Source organism: Tautonia plasticadhaerens (genome assembly GCF_007752535.1).
Classification (GTDB): domain Bacteria; phylum Planctomycetota; class Planctomycetia; order Isosphaerales; family Isosphaeraceae; genus Tautonia; species Tautonia plasticadhaerens.
On the sequence record NZ_CP036426.1, the window covers coordinates 4,138,175 to 4,155,248 of the forward strand.

Sequence of the window (17,074 nt, forward strand, 5' to 3'; positions counted from 1 at the left end):
GATGGTCCGGAATCCGTTCGTCGTCGTCGCCGTCGGGGCGACGCTCGCCCTGATCTTCCCGATCCCCGGGGCGTCGGCCGCCGATACCCCGCTGGCCGCCGCGGCGGAACGGGCGGACTGGGGCCGGGTCGCCTCCCTGCTCGACGATCGAGTCGACGTGAACGCCCCCCAGGTCGACGGCATGACCGCGCTGCACTGGGCGGCCTACCACGACGACCTCGGGGCGGCGACGCTGCTGGTGGAGGCCGGGGCCGACGTCCGGCTCGCCAACCGATACGGCGTCACCCCGCTCTCGCTGGCCTGCACCAACGGCAATGGCCCGCTCGTCGAACTGCTGCTCGACGCCGGGGCCGACCCGGACGCCACCCTCGAAGGCGGGGAGACCGCCCTGATGACCGCCTCCCGGACCGGCAGGCCCGGCCCGGTGCGGGCGCTGCTCGACCGGGGGGCGGCCGTCGACGCCACCGAGCGACGGGGTCAGACGGCCCTGATGTGGGCGTCCGCCGAGGGGCATGCGGGGGTCGCCCGCCTGCTGCTCGACGCCGGGGCCGACGCCGATGCCCGGCTCCCCTCGGGCTTCACCCCGCTGCTCTTCGCCGCCCGGGAGGGCAGGATCGGGGTCGCCCGCCTGCTGATCGAGGCCGGGGTCGACGTGAACCGGGCGATGCGGCCGGACCGATCCGGCCGGTCGCCCGCCCGGGGCTACGCGCCGCTGATGATGGCCGTCGAGAACGGCCATTTCGAGCTGGCCGCCGTCCTGCTCGACCTCGGGGCGGATCCGAACGACATGCGATCCGGCTTCACCCCCCTGCACGCGTTGAGCTGGGTCCGCAAGCCGAACCTCGGCGACGACGAGGACGGCAACCCCGCCCCGATCGGCTCCGGCGGCCTGACCAGCCTCCGGCTCGTCGAGGACCTGGTCTCCCACGGGGCGGACGTGAACGCCCGGCTCGAACGCGGGGCGTCGGGGAGGGGCGTCCTCGGCCGCAAGGGGGCGACCCCCTTCCTCCTGGCCTCCATGACGGCGGACGTCCCCCTGATGCGGCTGCTCGTCCGGCTGGGGGCCGACCCGACGCTGCCGAACGCGGAAGGCAGCACCCCGCTGATGGCCGCCGCCGGCCTCGGATGCCTCGCCCCCGGGGAGGTGGCCGGCACCGAGGCCGAGGCGATGGCCGCCGTCGAACTCGCCCTGGAGCTGGGCAACGACGTCAACGCGGTCGACGCCCGGGGCGAGACCGCCATGCATGGCGCCGCCTACAAGAACCTCCCCCGGGTGGTCGAGCTGCTCGCGGCCCGGGGGGCCGACCAGGCAGTCTGGGACCGGGAGAATCAACACGGGTGGACGCCCCTCTCGATCGCCGAGGGGCACCGGCCCGGCAACTTCAAGCCGTCTCCCGAGACCGTGGCCGCCCTGCATCGGGTGATGGCCGGCGAGGTCGATCGGCCATCGCCCTGATCGACCTCACCGGGTCGGGCCCATCCCCGGCCGGTCGGGCCCGTCGCGCGACGACCCCTCGCCGGTGAGGACACCACCGCCCCCCGCCCCCCACGCCGGCGCCCGCCGCCCCCCGCCCGATCCCCTTGAGGGAGCCGGAGAGTTTGGCGGCCGTCGCCATCGGGACGCCCGGACCCGGGCCCCGGGGGCGGATCTCCCACGGCGAGCCCGAACGCAATCCCCCGAGGCAGGTCCCCGTCGAGGTGATCGGTGCATGAGCGGAACGACCCCGGATCCCCCCCATCCCGCCGCCGAACCGCCCGACCGGCTGCTGGCCCGGTGCGAGGTCCGATTCTCCCGACGGTCGGGGCCGGGGGGGCAGAACCGCAACAAGGTGGAGACGGCGGCCATCCTCACCCACCGCCCGACCGGGCTGTCGGCCGAGGCCAATGAGCGGCGATCCCAGGGCGAGAACCGCGCCGTCGCCCTGATGCGGCTGCGGGTGAACCTGGCACTGGAGATCCGCCGGCCGACCGACCGCGAGTCGGGGCCGAGCCCGCTCTGGCGGTCGAGGCTCAAGGGCGGACGCATCCTCGTCAGCCCCCGGCACGACGACTTCCCCGCCCTGCTGGCCGAGGCGCTCGACGAGCTGCAGGACGCCGACGCCGACGTGAAGCGCGCGGCCGACCGGCTCGGCTGCTCGGCCTCCCAGCTGGTCAAGCTCCTGAAGCTGGAGCCCCGGGCCTTGAAGCGGGTCAACGACCGACGGGACGAGCTGGGGCTCCGGCCGCTGCTCTGATCCGGCCTGCCCCGCCGGGGCGTCGATTCAGAATATCAGAACCAGTGCCGTCGAGATCAGGGCCCCGAGGCCGGCGACGACCAGGGAGATCGGCGCCTGGGTCGTCACGTGGTCCATCAGGTCGCAGCCGGTGAACATGCTGGAGAGGACCGTGGTGTCGGAGATCGGCGAGCACTGGTCGCCGAAGACCGCCCCGCCGATCACGGCCCCGAAGCAGACCTGCACGAAGAAGAGGATCGACGACCACGACGCCCCCCCCTCGGCCGCCACCTGGTCGATCGTCGTCGGGTCGATCCCCAGCCGCGTGGCGGCGAGGCTCAGCGCCAGCGGCACGGCGATGGGGAAGATCACCGCGTAGGTGCCCCAGGAGGAGCCGATCGAGAAGGCGATGATCATGCAACTGAGCATCAGGATCGCCGGCAGGAGTGCCGCGGGAAGCCGGTCGCCGAAGATCGAGACGACGAACCCGGCCGTGTCCAGATCCTTCGACACCTGGCCCAGCGTCACCGCCAGCCCGAGGATGATGGCGCCGACGGTCATGCTCTTGCAGCCGTCGAGGAACCCGTCCATCGCCGACTTGACCGGCATCCCCTTGAGCACCGCGATCAGGATCGCCGCCGCGGTGCTGGCCAGGAACGCGTGATTGATCATGTTCGCCTGGAAGAACGCCAGCGGCACGATCGCCAGGCTGAGCAGCAGCCCCAGCGGCACGAGGAAGTCGACCAGGCCGACCGGATACCCCGGCTCCGGCGTCCCCTCCATCGCCTCCAGGTCGACCAGCGGCCGGGCCCCGTGGGCGTCCAACTGGCCGGTTTCCCGCGCCCGGTCGATCGCCCGCTTCATCTTCCCGCCGTACCAGGGCAGCAGGCCGAAGCTGAACAGGAACGTCGAGGCCACCGCCAGGATGCCGTAGAAGTTGAACGGGACCGACCGGAAGAACCAGGAGATCCCGGCGTCGATGTCCGGGACGAGCACGTAATTGCCGATCCCGGCCGCCGTCGCCCCGGCCGCCAGGCCGCCGACGTAGGCGGGCCAGGCGTTGAACGGCAGCACGGTCGCCGCGGGGGAGGCGGTGGAGTCGACGAGGTAGGACAGCTCCTCGTGGCTGATCCGGTTGCGGTCGCTCACCGGCCGGACGGTCGAGCCGGCCAGCACCGTGCTCACCGTCCCCCCCTGGTGGAAGACCATGCCGACGAGCCAGGCGAAGAACCTCGCCGTGTTCGGCCCCCGGACCACCTTCGATCCCACCACCTCGGCGAAGTGCTTCGCCGCCCCCGTCTTCCCCCAGACCCCGAGGATCCCGCCGAGGAACCAGAGGTAGACCAGCAGGATCGTCGCATACGACTCCGTCCCCAGCGCCCTGAGGAAGAAGTCGCCGATGAAGTCCAGCTCCTTCGGCACCCAGAGCCCCGTGGCGAGTTTCGCCTGCGCGAACTTCACCACCGCCCCGCTGACGATCCCCGCGAACAGCGACAGCAGCACGTCCCGGGTCCAGAACGCGAGCCCCAGCGCCACGACCGCCGGGATCAGCGAGGCGGGCCCGAACCACCGGACCCGATCGCCCAGCGCCTCGCCGAACGCATCCCGGTCGACTGATCCGTCCCCCACGTCGACCCCGCCGGCGGCGATCCGGTCCCAGGCCGCTTCGGGGACCGCGTCGGCCTCGACGGCGACCAGGCCGTCGTCATCCCGGTCGAGCGCCTCGAAGAACCGATCGAGCCGACGGCCGACCACGTCGGGGGCCTGCCGGGCCTCGGCCTCGGGGGCGGCGAGGAGCAGGACCGTCAGGCAGAAGGCCGGGGCGAGGAGCCGGGAGGCGGGACCTGCCCGACGAGCGGGATCGATCGGTGTCGGGGTGTGCATCGGCGTCGAGAGGATCCCGGACGGGGGAGGATTGGGTCGAATGGCGTCGGGGGCCCTGCCCGTCGCGGCCGACCCCTTCGGGTCGATTCGGCCCGGGCAGGACGGGGGAGCCCCCTCGCGGCCGAGGAATCGGGCCGGCGGGGCGTGGCGAGCCCATCCTACAGGCATGCGACTCGGGAGGGCAACCGGCCCGCCAGCCCCCTCGGGCCCGACGCCGGGGACCGTCGTGGCCGATGCATTGGCCGAAGCACCACGAGGTCAGGGCACGGAGGGCCGATCAGACCCGATCCGCGGCCCCGGACGATCGCCTCCCGACGGCCGAGGTTTCCCGACGCCCGGACCCCGAGTGAGGGGCCCCGACCTGCGGCTCGGCGTCCGATCGGCGGACCTCGGTCGTCGGCCGACGGGCCTCGATCGGCCCGTGCTGCCCGTGCCCGAAGTTGATCCGCTCGCGTTCGATCACGAGGGGACGCTTGCGCACCTGGAAGTGGATCGAAGCGATGTATTCCCCGAGCACCCCGAAGAAGAACAGCTGCAACCCCGAGAAGAAGAAGACGGCGACGATCAGCGTGGGGATCCCCGGGGGCGCCACCTCCCGGAACCTCGCCAGGTGGATGATGAGGGTCGCCAGCGCCGCCAGCAGGCTGAACCCCGACGCGAGCAGTCCCACGAACATGCAAAGGCGCATCGGCACGTTCGTGAACGAGATCAGGCCGTTGAGCCCCTGGTCGATCAGGTGGTAGAGCCGGTTCTTGGAGAACCCCTTGCGGCGTGCCCTCCAGGTGTAGGGCACGCCGACCACCCGGAAGCCGCAGTTGGCGATCAGGCCCCGGATGTAGGGATAATGGTCGTCGCAGCGACGGAGGGCGTCGATGATGACGCGGTCCACGAGCTGGAACTCGCTCACGTCCGTGGGGATGGTGATGTCGGCGAACCGGCTCACCATCCGGTAGTAGACCTTCCTCACGAGCCGGAGGACCGCCCCCTCCTCCCGCCTGGCCTTGATCCCATAGACGACCTCATGCCCGGCCTCCCAGCACCGGACGAACTCCGGGATCAGCTCGGGGGGGTCCTGCAGGTCCGCGGCGAGCAGCACGAGCACGGCGTCCCCCCGCGTCGCCATCAGGCCGTTGAACGTCGACCGGAAGGGGCCGAAGTTCCGGGCGTTGACGATCACCCGGACCCGGGGGTCGGCCTCGGCGATGTCCCGGAGCCGGGCGACGGTGCGGTCGGTCGAGCAATTGTCGCAGAACACGTGCTCATAGTCATAATCGGGCAGGTCACGCTCGAAGACCTCTCGGACGGCCCGGTGGCAGTCGCCGACGTTGTCTTCCTCGTTGAAGACCGGCGAGACGACGCTGATCATCCCCCGGCTCGGGGGCGTTGGGCCGCTCGACTCGGGGAGGTCGTGGACGTCTCGCATCACCGGTTCTCCTGGGCCCCCGATCCGGGGGCCGCGTGGTTCGCTTCGGGAAGGATGGAATCGCCGGGCGGCTCGGATCAGGTCCCCTCCATGTCGAGCGGCTTGGCGAACGGCTCCATCTCGGTGATCGGCCGCCCGAAGGCGAGCTTGGGATAGGCATTCGCGAACGTGTCCACCATCACCTCCAGCAGGAACGGCTCGAGGGGGTCGCGCCAGAGGGCCTCCAGCGCCCCCCTCGCCTCGCCGGGGTCCTCCACCCGCCGGCTCGCGACCCCGTAGGCCGCGGCGACCGCGGCGAAGTCGGGGGCCGAGTAGCCCCAGTAGGTCGACTGGTAGCGCTCGTCGAAGTAGCTCTGCTGGAACTGGCGGACCATGCCGTGGCAGCGGTTGTTCACGATCACCATCTTGACCGGCAGGTCGTTGCGGCGGATCGTCTCCAACTCCTGCAAGTTGAGCTGGAAGCCGCCGTCCCCGGCGATCATCACCGCCGGCCTCCCCGCCTCGGCGAAGGCGGCGCCGATGGCCGCGGGCAGGGCGAAGCCCATCGCGCCCATCCCCCCCGAGGTGAGGAAGCGCTGGTCGGCCCCCAGCTCCAGCGACTGGGCCGCCCACATCTGATGCTGCCCCACGTCGGCCACGAAGGCCGAGGCGGCGCCGGAACGGGCCGACAGGGCGTGCATCAGCGCGTTCGGGTTGATCCCCCGGATCCCCTTCAGCTCGGCCGTGTCCGGCCACGAGGTCCGGGCGGCCGTGATCTCCTCCAACCAGTGCGGCCGATCGGGGAGGCGACGGACCCTCGCCGCCTCGGCGGCCAGCGACAGGAACGGGGCGAGCTGCGCCCGGAGCACGTGGCAGCCGGTGACCCGGTTGTTCAGTTCGCCCGCCTCGCAGTCGACGTGGTACACCTCCCGTCCCTCGCGGAAGGAGTCCGTCTGCGAGCCGGTCTGCCGCACGTCCAGTCGGCTGCCGAGGACGACCAGGAGGTCCGACCTCCCCAGCGCCTGGTTGGCCCAGCGGTTGCCGTAGCTGCCGATCATCCCCACCCGGCATCGGTGCAGGAAGGGCAGGGCATCGACCCCCAGCAGCGACGAGACGACCGGCACCCCCAGCCGCTCGACGAACTCCCGGAACGGGCCGATCGCCCCGGCCGCCCGCACCCCCCCGCCGACCAGGACCAGCGGCCGCTCCGCCGAGGCGATCCGGTCGATCAGCTCGTCTACGAACGCCGTCGCATCAGCGCCGAGGGGCTCCTCGACGCGACGGACGCGGTCGAACGGCCCGGGCTCGATGTCGACCCGCTGCACGTCCATCGGGATGTCGACCAGCACCGGGCCGGGCCGGCCGGAGAGGGCGGCCTCGAAGGCGGACCGGAGCGTGGGGATGAGTTCGTCCGGGTCGTTGACCAGCCTCGCCATCTTCGAGACGGGGGCGGCCATCGCCACGATGTCCGTCTCCTGGAAGCCGAGTTGGCGGATCTGGCGGGTGCCGCGCTGCTCGCTGCGGTTGACCTGGCCGGTGATGAACACGGCCGGCGAGGAGTCGAAGTAGCAGCTGCCCATGCCCGTCAGCAGGTTGGTGGCCCCCGGGCCGCTCGTCGCCATCGCCACGCCGGGCACGCCGGTCATGCGGCCGACGGCATCGGCCGCGAACGAGGCCGCCTGCTCGTGGTGGACGCTGACGATCCGGGTCCGCCCGTGCTCGCCGATCGAATCGACCAGGTGCGTGATCATCCCGCCGACCAGTTCGAAGACGTGGTCGACCCCCTGGGCGGCGAGGAAGCCGGCGATCGCGTCGGAGGCTTTCATCGGATCATGTCTTCCTTGTGAACGCTCGGGTCGACGCTCATGCGGCCCGGCGGTGCCACTGGATCGTCCTGCGGAGCCCCTCGTCGAGGCTCGTCCTCGGTTCCCAGCCGGCCGCCTCGCGCAGCCGGCCGACGTCGGCCTGGAGGTGCATGATCGGCCGGGGGCCGTAGGGCCGCTCCCCCAGCCCCAGCGGCAGCGACGGGTCGATCAGGTCCCGGACGGCCGCCGCCACGTCCGCGATCCGGTGGACCCGGCCCGAGCCGAGGTTGAACGGCCCGGCCCCATCCGGCGATTCGGCGACGAGGCGGAGCGCCTCGGCGGCGTCGGTGATGTAGAGGAAATCCCAGCGCTGCTCCCCGGCGGTCAGCGAGGGCCGCCCCCCGTCCAGCAACGACCGGATCAGCGTCGGGATCAGGGCCCCGCCGTGGTCCCCCGGCCCGTAGGCCGAGAACAGGCGGATCCAGGCGAACCGCACGCCCAGGTCGTCGGCGAGGCGGCGGGCCATCAGGTGGGTACACGCCTTGGCGATGCCGTACCAGGTGGTCGGGTCGGCCGGGGCGTCCTCGCCGATCGCCCCCGTCCTCGGGCCGAATTCCGCCTGGGAACCGAGCCCGACGAACGTCCCGCACCCGGCCGTGGCGGCGACCCGGAGCAATTCCAGCGTCCCGCTCACGTTCCCCTCGACCTGCGAGGCGTCGTCCCTCCCCGGCCCGGCGACCCCCGACCAGGCGAGGTGGAACGTCGTGTCGGGCCGGAATGCGTCGATGGCATCGCGGCTCGCCGCGATCCCGCCCAGGTCGCCGTCGATGGCGACGACCCGGTGCAGGAGGGGGCGGAGGAGTCGGGGGTCGCCGCCCGGTCGGCGGACGACCGCCACGGCGTGGCCCCGGTCCAGCAGGTGCTCCACGAGGTGCGAGCCGACGAATCCGGTCGCGCCCGTCACCAGGGCTCGCATCGGGGCGGTCACTCCTTCGATTGCCTCGAGGATCGCTCGGTCGCCTCGCTCACGCCGCCTTCGTACGCACGTCGCGCCGACAGGTGGCGAACGCGTCGATCATCGCGTCGATCATCGCGTCGGTCAGGCCCGGGTAGACGCCCACCCAGAAGGCCTGATTCATGATGAAGTCCGAATTGGACAGGTCGCCGATGCGGCGGTGCTCCACCTCCCGATACGCCGGCTGGCGGAGCAGGTTCCCGGCGAAGATCTGCCGGGTGGCGACCTTCCGGTCGTTCAGGTGCCGGACCACCTCGGCCCTCCCGAACGGGGCGTCGGGGCGGACGGCGACGGGGAAGCCGAACCAGCTCGGCTCGGAGCCGGGCGTGGCCTCGGGGAGCACGAAGCAATCCTCGAACGGCAGGAGGCCGGCCCTGAGCCGGTCGAAGTTCCGCCGCCGGGCGGCGACGAAGCCGTCGAGCTTCTCCAGCTGGGAGACCCCCAGCGCCGCCTGCATGTCGGTCACCTTCAGGTTGTAGCCGATGTGCGAATAGATGTACTTGTGGTCGTATCCCTGGGGGAGGTCGCCGAGCTGCCACTCGAACCGCTTCCCGCAGGTGTTGTCCACCCCCGGGGCGCACCAGCAGTCCCGGCCCCAGTCCCGGAACGACTCGGCCAGCTTCTTCAGCGGCGGCCGGTCGGTGAGCACGGCGCCCCCCTCGCCCATCGTCATGTGGTGGGCCGGGTAGAAGCTGACCGTCGCCAGGTCGCCGAAGGTCCCCACGCCTTGGCCGCCGAAGGTGGCCCCGACGGCGTCGCAGCAATCCTCGACGAGCCAGAGGTCGTGCTCCCTGGCGAAGTCGGTCACGGCGCCGAGGTCGAACGGGTTGCCCAGCGTGTGGGCGATCATGATCGCCCGGGTCCGGTCGGACAGCGCGGGCTCGAGCTGGGAGACGTCGACGTTGTAGGTCGGCACGTGGACGTCGACGAACACCGGGACCAGGCCGTTCTGGATGATCGGGTTCACCGTGGTCGGGAAGCCGGCGGCCACGGTGATGACCTCGTCCCCGGGCTTGAGCCGCCGGTCCCCCAGCTTCGGAGACGTGAGGCAGCTCAGGGCGACGAGGTTGGCCGACGAGCCCGAGTTCACGAGCAGCGCGTGCCGCACGCCCATCTTCCGGGCGAACTCGCGCTCGAACTGGTCGGCGTAGCGGCCGGCGGTCAGCCACATGTCGAGCGACGAATCGACGAGCCGGACCATGTCCTCGTCGTCGAAGACCCGGCCGGCGCAGGGCACGGGCGATCGGCCGGCCTCGAACGGCCGCTCGGGGAACGCGGACGCGTGATACTTCCGGACGAGGTCGAGGATCTCGGCCCTGAGGTCGTCGGCGGTCGGCTCGGACATGCTCGGTCGGCTCCCGTTCCTGGTGGCCTCGCCCCGGCGAGGGTCCATCATCCCGTCAATCTCAGCGTCGGGCCTCGCGGTCGATCGCGCCGGGGACCCCGGACTCCTGCGACGCCTGGTGCGGCCCGTGCGACGAGGCCCGCTGGGGCGGGTCGCTCCGGAGCCCGGCGATGGGGGTCCAGGAGGAGCGGTCGCCCCGGGCCGGCGCCTCCGACCCGAGGAACGAGCGATACCAGGCGACGGTCCGCTCCAGGCCCTCGTCCAGCGTGAACAGCGGCGACCAGTCGAGCAGCCGGCGGGCCTTCCCCGCCCCGAGGTACTGGTGGATGATCTCGTTCGACGCCTCGTTGCGGACCTCGGGCTCCAGGTCGCTCCCCATCAGCCCGAGGATCTTGCGGACCAGGTCCAGCACCGTGACCTGGATCTCGTTCGAGAAGTTGAACGCCTCGCCCACCAGGCCCGGGGTCCCGGCCAGCGCCTCGGCGAGGGTCATGTAGGCGTTGGCGCCGTCCTCGACGTAGAAGTAGTCGCGGATGAACGTCCCGTCCGATCGGATCACCGGCCGCTGGCCCCGCAGCACCGACCGGATCGTGCCCGGCACGATCCGGTTCCAGTTCAGGTCCCCGCCGCCGTAGAAGTTGCCGCAGCGGGTGATCGCCACCGGCAGCTTGTAGCTCACGGCGTAGGTGTGGGCGATCAGATCCGCGCACGACTTGCTCACGTCGTACGGATGCTTGCCCTGCAACGGCGTCGTTTCGTCGTAGGGCAGCTGGTCCTGGTCCCCGTAGGCCTTGTCGGAGGAGGCGAACACCACCTGCTCGACCCGGGGGGACCGGCGGCAGGCCTCCAGCGTCGCCCAGGTCCCCTGGATGTTCGCCTCGAAGGTGGAGACGGGGTTGCGGTTGGCGATGCCGACGATCGTCTGCGCGGCCAGGTGGAAGACCGTGGAGACCTCGTGCTCCCCGAGGATCCGCTCGACGGCGGCCTGGTCGCAGATGTCCCCCCGCGCGACCCGGACCCGGTCGGACAGGCCCGACTGGACGAGGCGGCTCTGGGGGACCCAGTCCCGGACGAGGCAGACCACGTCGGCCCCGGCCCCGACCAGCCGCTCGGCCAGCCAGCTGCCCACGAGGCCGGTCGCGCCGGTGACCAGGACGGATCGATCCTGCCAGAATGTGCTCATGCCGACCTCCGTGTCGCATTCGCCGTGCCCGGTCGGCATCCGAGCCGTCGGGCGATGTCCGAATCAAACCCCGATCGGCGATCCGGGTCAAGCCGGATTGGTCGCGGAAGGCGACGATCAGCGGGGCAGGGGGGGGGCGGCCGCCTCCAGCCGGGCGACCCGCCATCGCTCGTTCTCGAACGAGGCGGTCTCCCGATAGCCCTCGCGAAGCATCTCCCGGCAGTGCGGGCCGATCGGGAAATCCTTCTGGACGACCAGCCAACCGCCCTCGGCGTGTCGCCCGGCGAGCCGTCGCAGGTAGACCTGTTGCCGATCCTCCGGCAGCAGGACGTAGAGCATGAACGGGGCGGTCCACGCCTCGTGGACGACGATCGGCCGGGGCCCGGTCGACCGCCTCGCGGGCATCACGCAGAGCCCCTCCCAGGCGATCGTCACCGGCTCCGACGGGGCGACCCCCGCCTCGTCGAGCAGCCCGGCGAGGGCCTCGTCGGCCGCGGGCAGCAGCCGTTCGACCCCCCGGCGGTAGCCCCGGCGGATCGCCGAGATCTGCGATTCGAGGCCCCCCTCGACCCCGAACCCCACCGTCAGCAAGCCGATCAGCAGCGGGGCCGCCGCCAGCCGCACCATCGGCGCGATCCGGGCCAGCGCCGGGCCACCGCGACGGAGCAGCAGCAGCCCGGCCGCCACCGCGAGCACCACCAGCGGGCTGATGTTGCTGCCGTTGACCTCGTGGCTCCGGCCGACGAAGTAGCTGCCCCCCGACCAGAGCAGGCCCCACGCGCCCAGGCCCAGGCCCAGGGCGCCGAGGTCTCCCCCCCGGGCCGTCGCGGCGACGATCACCGACAACAGGCCGAAGGCGAGCAGGAGCGTCAGGACGATCCCCCCCGGGTCGACCGGCATCGCGATCGCCCTCATCGCCAGCACGTACTCGGCGAAGGCCCTCCAGTCGGGCGGGTGGCCGAGCCGGGCGACGTAGTACGCCGAGATCAGGCCGATCGTGGCGCCGAGCAGCAGCACCGGCACCGCCGCCCAGGCCGCCCAGGCCCGGAACCGGGCCCCTGGCCGCCCGGCCTCGGGGACGCGCGCCAGGGCCCGCCGCCGGCACATGACGAGGTAGGCCGGGCCCCAGATCACCGAGCAATACACCGCGCTCTCGCAGGACCAGAGCACGCCGAGCAGCCAGCAGGCGCATCCGACGATCGGGATGCCCCGATCCCATGCCGGCCTCGTGCCCGCCCTCCATTCCGCGATCAGGACCGCGATCAGGGCCGAGCACCACGCGAACCGGAACGCACCCACGGCGGGCGCGACCTGGGGCCCCGCCGGGGACTCGGGGATCGGCCAGCCGGGGATCATGAACACGGCGGCGAGCGTCACCGCCAGGGCGAACGGCAGGTTCAGGGGCCCCGTCCGGAACATCCGGAGCGCCAGGAACAGGACGCTCGACGAGGCGAACGTCAGGGTCGCGTTGAGCAGGTAGAAGGACCGCCAGACGTTCTCGCCCGGGGTCCAGGCGATGGCCAGGGTGCTGAGGAACCCGTACTGCGACGGCGTGTCCCAGAGCAGCCAGCCACCCCGCCGGACCAGCTCGGCCGGTCCGACGATCGCACCCCAGTGGTAGAAGGCGAACCGCCCCAGGTCCCGCATCGGGTGGGACGGCCCGCCGCCCCCCAGCGAGTCGAGCCTCAGGCTGGCCATTGCGAGGATCACCAGCCCCGAGGCCGTCCCCACCACGCCCGCCGCCTTCCATCGCCCGCCCGCCGCCGGTCGGCCGATCCGGGCGAGGTTGATCGAGACGAGGAGCGACGCGACGATCAGTGCCGCCTGCGCGCGGGCCGAGGCGCCGACCCAGGCGGCCGGATCCGCCCACCAGATCCATCGGGCCCCGAGCGTCCAGGAGGCGGCGAGCACCGCCACCCCGACGGCCGACCCGGGCAGCCCGACGGGCGACCTCGCGCGTCGGGCCCGGAGGGCCAGCAGGATCAGCCCGTTGATCGACGCGATCGCCAGGATCGGGCCCGTCGCGTGGCCGGCCGCATAGGCCACGCAGGCCGCGACCCCGACGCCCCCGAGGGCCGCCCGGGTCGGCCCGGGCGACCCGAGGAGCCGGACGTCCCGCCGCCGGCCGAATTCCAGCAGCAAGAGCCCCCCGAAGGCCAGCAGCCCCAGCGCGAGGTACTGGCACCACTCGTAAGGCTCGCCCTCGAGCCCCGCCCATCGGCGGATCAGCACGAGTTGGAGGGCCGACAGGCCGACCGGCCAGAGCCCTTCCAGGAGCCCCCGGCCCCGTTGGAGCATCGCGGTCATCTTGGTCGCTCGCGCCGGGGGACACCCGGGCCGGCTCAGCCGGCCAGGAGGAGGCTGCGGTGGTCCTGGCCCGAGTCGTCGTCCCAGACCTTCCAGGGGGCCTCGTCCTGGTCCCAGAGCTCGTTGAGCGCGAGGTACTCGCGATAGGTGTCCATCGCGAAGAAGAAGCCCTCGTGCTTGTAGACCATCAACTGCCCCTCGGCCGCGATCCGCTCCAGGGGCTCGCGCTCGAGGACGCACTCGTCGTCGCCGAGGTAGTCGAACAGGCGGCGGTTGAAGACGAAGAACCCGGCGCTGGCCCAGCCGTCGGACTTCGGCTTCTCGGCGAACCGGACGACCCGATGGTCGTCGGCGATCTCCAGCACGCCGAACCGGGAGGCCGGCCGGTGGGCCGTCACGGTGGCGAGCTTGCCGTGCCGGTGGTGGAAGGCGAGCAATTCCGAGATGTTCACGTCGGCCAGGCCGTCGCCGTAGGTCACCATGAACGTGTCGCCGTCGACGTACGGCTCGACCCGGCGGACCCGGCCGCCGGTCATCGTCTGCGGGCCGGTGTCGGCCAGGGTGACCTGGAAGTCCTGCTCGGGGTGGGCCCCGTGGTAGGTCACCCGCGGCCGGCTGCCCAGGCGGACGGTGAAGTCGTTGCTGAGCGGCTCGTAGTTGAGGAAGTATTGCTTGATGAAATCGCCCCGGTACCCCAGGCAGAGCACGAAGCGGCGAAACCCGTGATGGGCGTAAGATTTCATGATGTGCCAGAGGATCGGCCGGCCGCCGACCTCGACCATCGGCTTGGGGCGGAATTCCGTCTCCTCTCGGAGCCGGGTCCCCTGCCCACCGCACAGGATGACCACCTGCATCGTCTCGTCCCCTCCTCCCTGCGGGCCGAACGGCCGGGACGCGACTCCAGGCGTCGCCCCGGCGCGCGATCCCCCGGGTCCCCCGGGGTCAGGACCAGAGGAGTATCGGCAATCGGCGAATCCGTCAATCACACTTCCGGGGGGGGACCCCGGCCCGGCCTCAACGGCCGGCCGCCGACACCCCCTCCTCGCCGACGCCGATCGTATAGAGATCCGCCCCGCCGCCGCGGTCGGAGACGAACGTCACGCCCCGGCCGTCGGGGGTCCAGGTCGGCATGGTGTCCCGGCCGGGGTGGCGGGACAGGTTGACCGCCGGGCCGCCGTCGAGGCCCATGACATAGATCTCGAATTGGCCGTCCCGGTTGGAGACGAACGCCACGCGCCTCCCGTCCGTGGAGACGCTCGGGTAGTCGTCCAGGCCGGGGGACTCGGTCAGGCGGGCCAGGCCGGTGCCGTCGGGGCAGACCGAGGCCAGCTCCAGGCCCCCCCAGCGGTCGGTGGCGAAGACGATGCGGTCGCCGGCCGGGGACCAGCTCGGGTGCGAGTCGATGCCGGGGCCCTGCGTCAGCCGGACGAGGTCCGAGCCGTCGGCCTTCGCCGTGTAGATCTCCTGGTTGCCGTCGTGGGTCGAGCTGAAGGTGAACCGAGCGCCGTCGGGCGACCAGCTCGGCCATTCCTGGTGCGAGAGCCCCCCGCCCCGGTCGTCGACCACCACGGAGAGGCGTCCCCCGTCGATTTCGATGGCGGCGAGGTCGCAGTTCCCCTGCGTCCCCGACCGGGGCACGACCGTCAGCAGCACGCGCCGGCCGTCGGGGGAGAAGACGCCCTGGAATTCCGGGTCGGTGCGCCCGGTCAGCCGGGTCGGCAGCCCCGGCGGGTCGACCGGCATGACGTATTGCCAGATCTGCGTCCCGCCCTGCTCGGATCGGGCGAAGGCGAGCGACCGGCCGTCGGGCGACCAGCTCGGCCGGATCACCTCCCGGCCGTCCTCGGTGTGCCGGAGGAGGGGCCGCCCCGGGTCGTCGGATGACGGGGCCAACGCGAGGGCGACGAGGAGCCAGGGTGGGTTCATCGGGGAGACCGGGGTGGGGGGATCGGGGAGCCGGGCTGCGGGGCGGCCGCCCGGCCGTCGGGTGCGAGAAGGGGGGATGTCGAGGAGCCTCGCCCCCCGACCCGGCCTTCGAGGGCCGTCGCCCGCCCCCGGCCATCCTCGCCCCCCCGTGCGGGGCCCGGTCGGGTCGACTCGATTCAGGTCAGCCCGGCCACCGGCGTCCCCGTCGGCGTCAGGCCGATGCCGGTCAGCTCTGCGGCGCCGATGCCGAGCAGGCCGAGGATCGTGGCGGAAAGGTCGGCCGGGTGGACGGGGTGCTCGACCGGGAACTCGGCCCGGCGGTCGGACGAGCCGACCACGGCGCCCCCCGGCACCCCGGCCCCGGCGAGCAGGGCGGAGTAGCAGGAGTTCCAGTGGTCCCGGCCCGCCTTCGCGTTGATCCGGGGGGTCCGGCCGAACTCGCCGACGGCGACGACCAGCGTGGAGTCGAGCAGGCCCCGGGCCTCCAGGTCGTCGAGCAGGGCGGAGAGGGCGCGGTCGAGCATCCAGCCGTGGCGGTCCTGCATCACCGAGAAGTAGCGGTCGTGCATGTCCCAGCCGCCGTCCCCGGCGTCCTCGGGGCCCTCGACGTGGGTGCTCCAGTTTACCTGGACGAAGGGCAGGCCCGCCTCGACCAGCCGCCGGGCGATCAGGCAGCAGCGGCCGAACCGATGGGGCCCGTAGGCCTCCCGGGTCGCCTCCGCCTCCCGGTCGATCTCCAGGGCCGAGAGGCTCTCCCTGGAGGCGATCAGCCGGCGGGCCAGGTCGTAGTGCTCGGCCAGGGCCTCGGCCGGCTTCGAGGCCGAGCCCGCCGCCGAGGACCGCTCGAACAGTTGCCAGCGGGCGGCCATGCGATCGGCGGTGACCCCCTCGGGCAGGTGCACGTCGGGCAGCACCGGCCCGACGCCCGGCTCGTAGTCGATCCGGAACGGGTCGTGGGCGGCGCCGAGCACGCCTCCCCCCTCGCCGACCACCCGCTTGTGACCCTGGTGCAGCTGGTTGCCGAGGATCACGTACGGCGGCAGGCCCCCCGGCCGTCGGCCCGAGATCCGGGAGACGATCGCCCCGGTGCTCGGCATCAAGGCCCCCCCGGCCACGCCCCCGCCGAGGTCGACGGCCCCGGCGATGCTCCCGGTCAGCGCGATCGTGCCGGCGACGCCGTGGTCGTTCGACTCGTGGTGCATCGACCGGATCAGGGCGAAGCGATCGGCCCGCCTCGCCAGGCCCGGCAGCAGCTCGCAGACCCTCACCCCCGGCGCGGCGGTGGCGACCGACTCGAACGGCCCCCGGTATTCCAGGGGGGCGTCGGGCTTCGGGTCGAAGGTGTCGAGGTGGCTCGGGCCCCCCCAGAGCCAGAGCACGATCGCCGCCTTCGCGCGGGGCCCCGGGCCGGGGGCGTCTCCCGCGGCGGATCGCAGCGCGAGCAGGTCGCCGAGGGTCAGGCCGAGGGCGCCCAGGGTGCCGACCCTCAGGAACGCCCGACGCGATCGGCCCCGGCAGGTCCGGCCCGTCGTGCCCCCGAGGTCGAGCATGGCGATCGGCCCCCTCCCCCTCGCGGCCGTCAATTCATCAGTCGGAGGGCGGCCGGCACGTTGCATGCCGGCCGCACCTCCGACGAGGCTCCCGGCACGACCCGAGCGGGAGTCTCACATTTTTCACATTAGCAGCGGAAGGCAAGGGGGTCAATACCCCAATCGTTATCTGCCAAGAACTTACAACCATCGCCACCGATGGATGCGACCGATGGAGTCGACGTAAGTCGGTTGTCTTCGGCCGAATCGCGGATCGTAGCCATCCGGTAGGCAGCCCGGGAGGGGGAGGGGGGAGCATAGCGATGGAATGGGACGGGTCCCCGATCAAATACCTGGTCACCTACTCCGGGGGGCTCGTGTCCTACGCCGCCGCGAGGCGGACGATCGAGCGGCACGGGCGGGAGGGTGTCGTCCTGCTGTTCGCCGACACGCGGATGGAGGACG

At 72.3% G+C, this 17,074-nt stretch carries 12 protein-coding genes; 2 read left to right on the forward strand and 10 right to left on the reverse strand.

Features of this window, described 5'->3' with window-relative positions:
* Position 1: 1 nt before the first annotated feature.
* Together ElP_RS16450 and ElP_RS16455 are read left to right on the forward strand one after the other, a co-directional pair.
* Positions 2–1,456: an ankyrin repeat domain-containing protein gene (locus ElP_RS16450; RefSeq protein WP_145271095.1), complete on the forward strand. Its 1,455-nt coding sequence runs from the start codon at positions 2–4 to the stop codon at positions 1,454–1,456.
* Between the two features lie 253 nt (positions 1,457–1,709).
* Positions 1,710–2,234 (forward strand): peptide chain release factor family protein, encoded by a 525-nt coding sequence (locus ElP_RS16455; protein ID WP_145271097.1) that lies wholly within the window; start codon positions 1,710–1,712, stop codon positions 2,232–2,234.
* Between the two features lie 27 nt (positions 2,235–2,261).
* On the opposite strand, the gene ElP_RS16460 is transcribed toward ElP_RS16455, so the two are convergent.
* From ElP_RS16460 to ElP_RS16505, 10 genes are all read right to left on the reverse strand, one after another.
* Positions 2,262–4,097: a Na+/H+ antiporter NhaC family protein gene (locus ElP_RS16460; RefSeq protein WP_145271099.1), complete on the reverse strand. Its 1,836-nt coding sequence runs from the start codon at positions 4,095–4,097 to the stop codon at positions 2,262–2,264.
* Positions 4,098–4,374: 277 nt separating this feature from the next.
* Positions 4,375–5,520 (reverse strand): glycosyltransferase family 2 protein, encoded by a 1,146-nt coding sequence (locus ElP_RS16465; protein WP_197447040.1) that lies wholly within the window; start codon positions 5,518–5,520, stop codon positions 4,375–4,377.
* Positions 5,521–5,597: 77 nt separating this feature from the next.
* Positions 5,598–7,325, reverse strand: a complete 1,728-nt coding sequence (locus ElP_RS16470) for a thiamine pyrophosphate-binding protein (RefSeq protein WP_145271101.1) — start codon at positions 7,323–7,325, stop codon at positions 5,598–5,600.
* Positions 7,326–7,362: 37 nt separating this feature from the next.
* Positions 7,363–8,280, reverse strand: a complete 918-nt coding sequence (locus tag ElP_RS16475; protein WP_145271103.1) for an NAD-dependent epimerase/dehydratase family protein — start codon at positions 8,278–8,280, stop codon at positions 7,363–7,365.
* Positions 8,281–8,329: 49 nt separating this feature from the next.
* Positions 8,330–9,664: a lipopolysaccharide biosynthesis protein RfbH gene (rfbH, locus tag ElP_RS16480; protein WP_145271105.1), complete on the reverse strand. Its 1,335-nt coding sequence runs from the start codon at positions 9,662–9,664 to the stop codon at positions 8,330–8,332.
* 61 nt (positions 9,665–9,725) lie between these two features.
* Complete coding sequence (locus ElP_RS16485) at positions 9,726–10,847, reverse strand: NAD-dependent epimerase/dehydratase family protein (RefSeq protein ID WP_145271107.1); 1,122 nt, start codon at positions 10,845–10,847, stop codon at positions 9,726–9,728.
* 117 nt (positions 10,848–10,964) lie between these two features.
* Complete coding sequence (locus tag ElP_RS16490; protein ID WP_145271109.1) at positions 10,965–13,154, reverse strand: hypothetical protein; 2,190 nt, start codon at positions 13,152–13,154, stop codon at positions 10,965–10,967.
* Positions 13,155–13,189: 35 nt separating this feature from the next.
* A complete protein-coding gene (rfbF, locus tag ElP_RS16495; RefSeq protein WP_145271111.1) occupies positions 13,190–14,008 on the reverse strand; it encodes a glucose-1-phosphate cytidylyltransferase in 819 nt (272 codons plus the stop codon).
* Positions 14,009–14,168: 160 nt separating this feature from the next.
* Positions 14,169–15,080, reverse strand: a complete 912-nt coding sequence (locus ElP_RS16500) for a TolB family protein (protein ID WP_145271113.1) — start codon at positions 15,078–15,080, stop codon at positions 14,169–14,171.
* A gap of 176 nt (positions 15,081–15,256) precedes the next feature.
* A complete protein-coding gene (locus ElP_RS16505; protein WP_145271115.1) occupies positions 15,257–16,630 on the reverse strand; it encodes a DUF1501 domain-containing protein in 1,374 nt (457 codons plus the stop codon).
* Positions 16,631–17,074 lie beyond the last annotated feature (444 nt).

Coding starts and splice junctions, on each gene's coding strand:
- ElP_RS16450 (WP_145271095.1), top strand. CDS start 2: ATGGTCCGGAATCCGTTCGTCGTCGTCGCCGTCGGGGCGACGCTCGCC.
- ElP_RS16455 (WP_145271097.1), top strand. CDS start 1,710: ATGAGCGGAACGACCCCGGATCCCCCCCATCCCGCCGCCGAACCGCCC.
- ElP_RS16460 (WP_145271099.1), bottom strand. CDS start 4,097: ATGCACACCCCGACACCGATCGATCCCGCTCGTCGGGCAGGTCCCGCC.
- ElP_RS16465 (WP_197447040.1), bottom strand. CDS start 5,520: ATGCGAGACGTCCACGACCTCCCCGAGTCGAGCGGCCCAACGCCCCCG.
- ElP_RS16470 (WP_145271101.1), bottom strand. CDS start 7,325: ATGAAAGCCTCCGACGCGATCGCCGGCTTCCTCGCCGCCCAGGGGGTC.
- ElP_RS16475 (WP_145271103.1), bottom strand. CDS start 8,280: ATGCGAGCCCTGGTGACGGGCGCGACCGGATTCGTCGGCTCGCACCTC.
- rfbH (WP_145271105.1), bottom strand. CDS start 9,664: ATGTCCGAGCCGACCGCCGACGACCTCAGGGCCGAGATCCTCGACCTC.
- ElP_RS16485 (WP_145271107.1), bottom strand. CDS start 10,847: ATGAGCACATTCTGGCAGGATCGATCCGTCCTGGTCACCGGCGCGACC.
- ElP_RS16490 (WP_145271109.1), bottom strand. CDS start 13,154: ATGACCGCGATGCTCCAACGGGGCCGGGGGCTCCTGGAAGGGCTCTGG.
- rfbF (WP_145271111.1), bottom strand. CDS start 14,008: ATGCAGGTGGTCATCCTGTGCGGTGGGCAGGGGACCCGGCTCCGAGAG.
- ElP_RS16500 (WP_145271113.1), bottom strand. CDS start 15,080: ATGAACCCACCCTGGCTCCTCGTCGCCCTCGCGTTGGCCCCGTCATCC.
- ElP_RS16505 (WP_145271115.1), bottom strand. CDS start 16,630: ATGCTCGACCTCGGGGGCACGACGGGCCGGACCTGCCGGGGCCGATCG.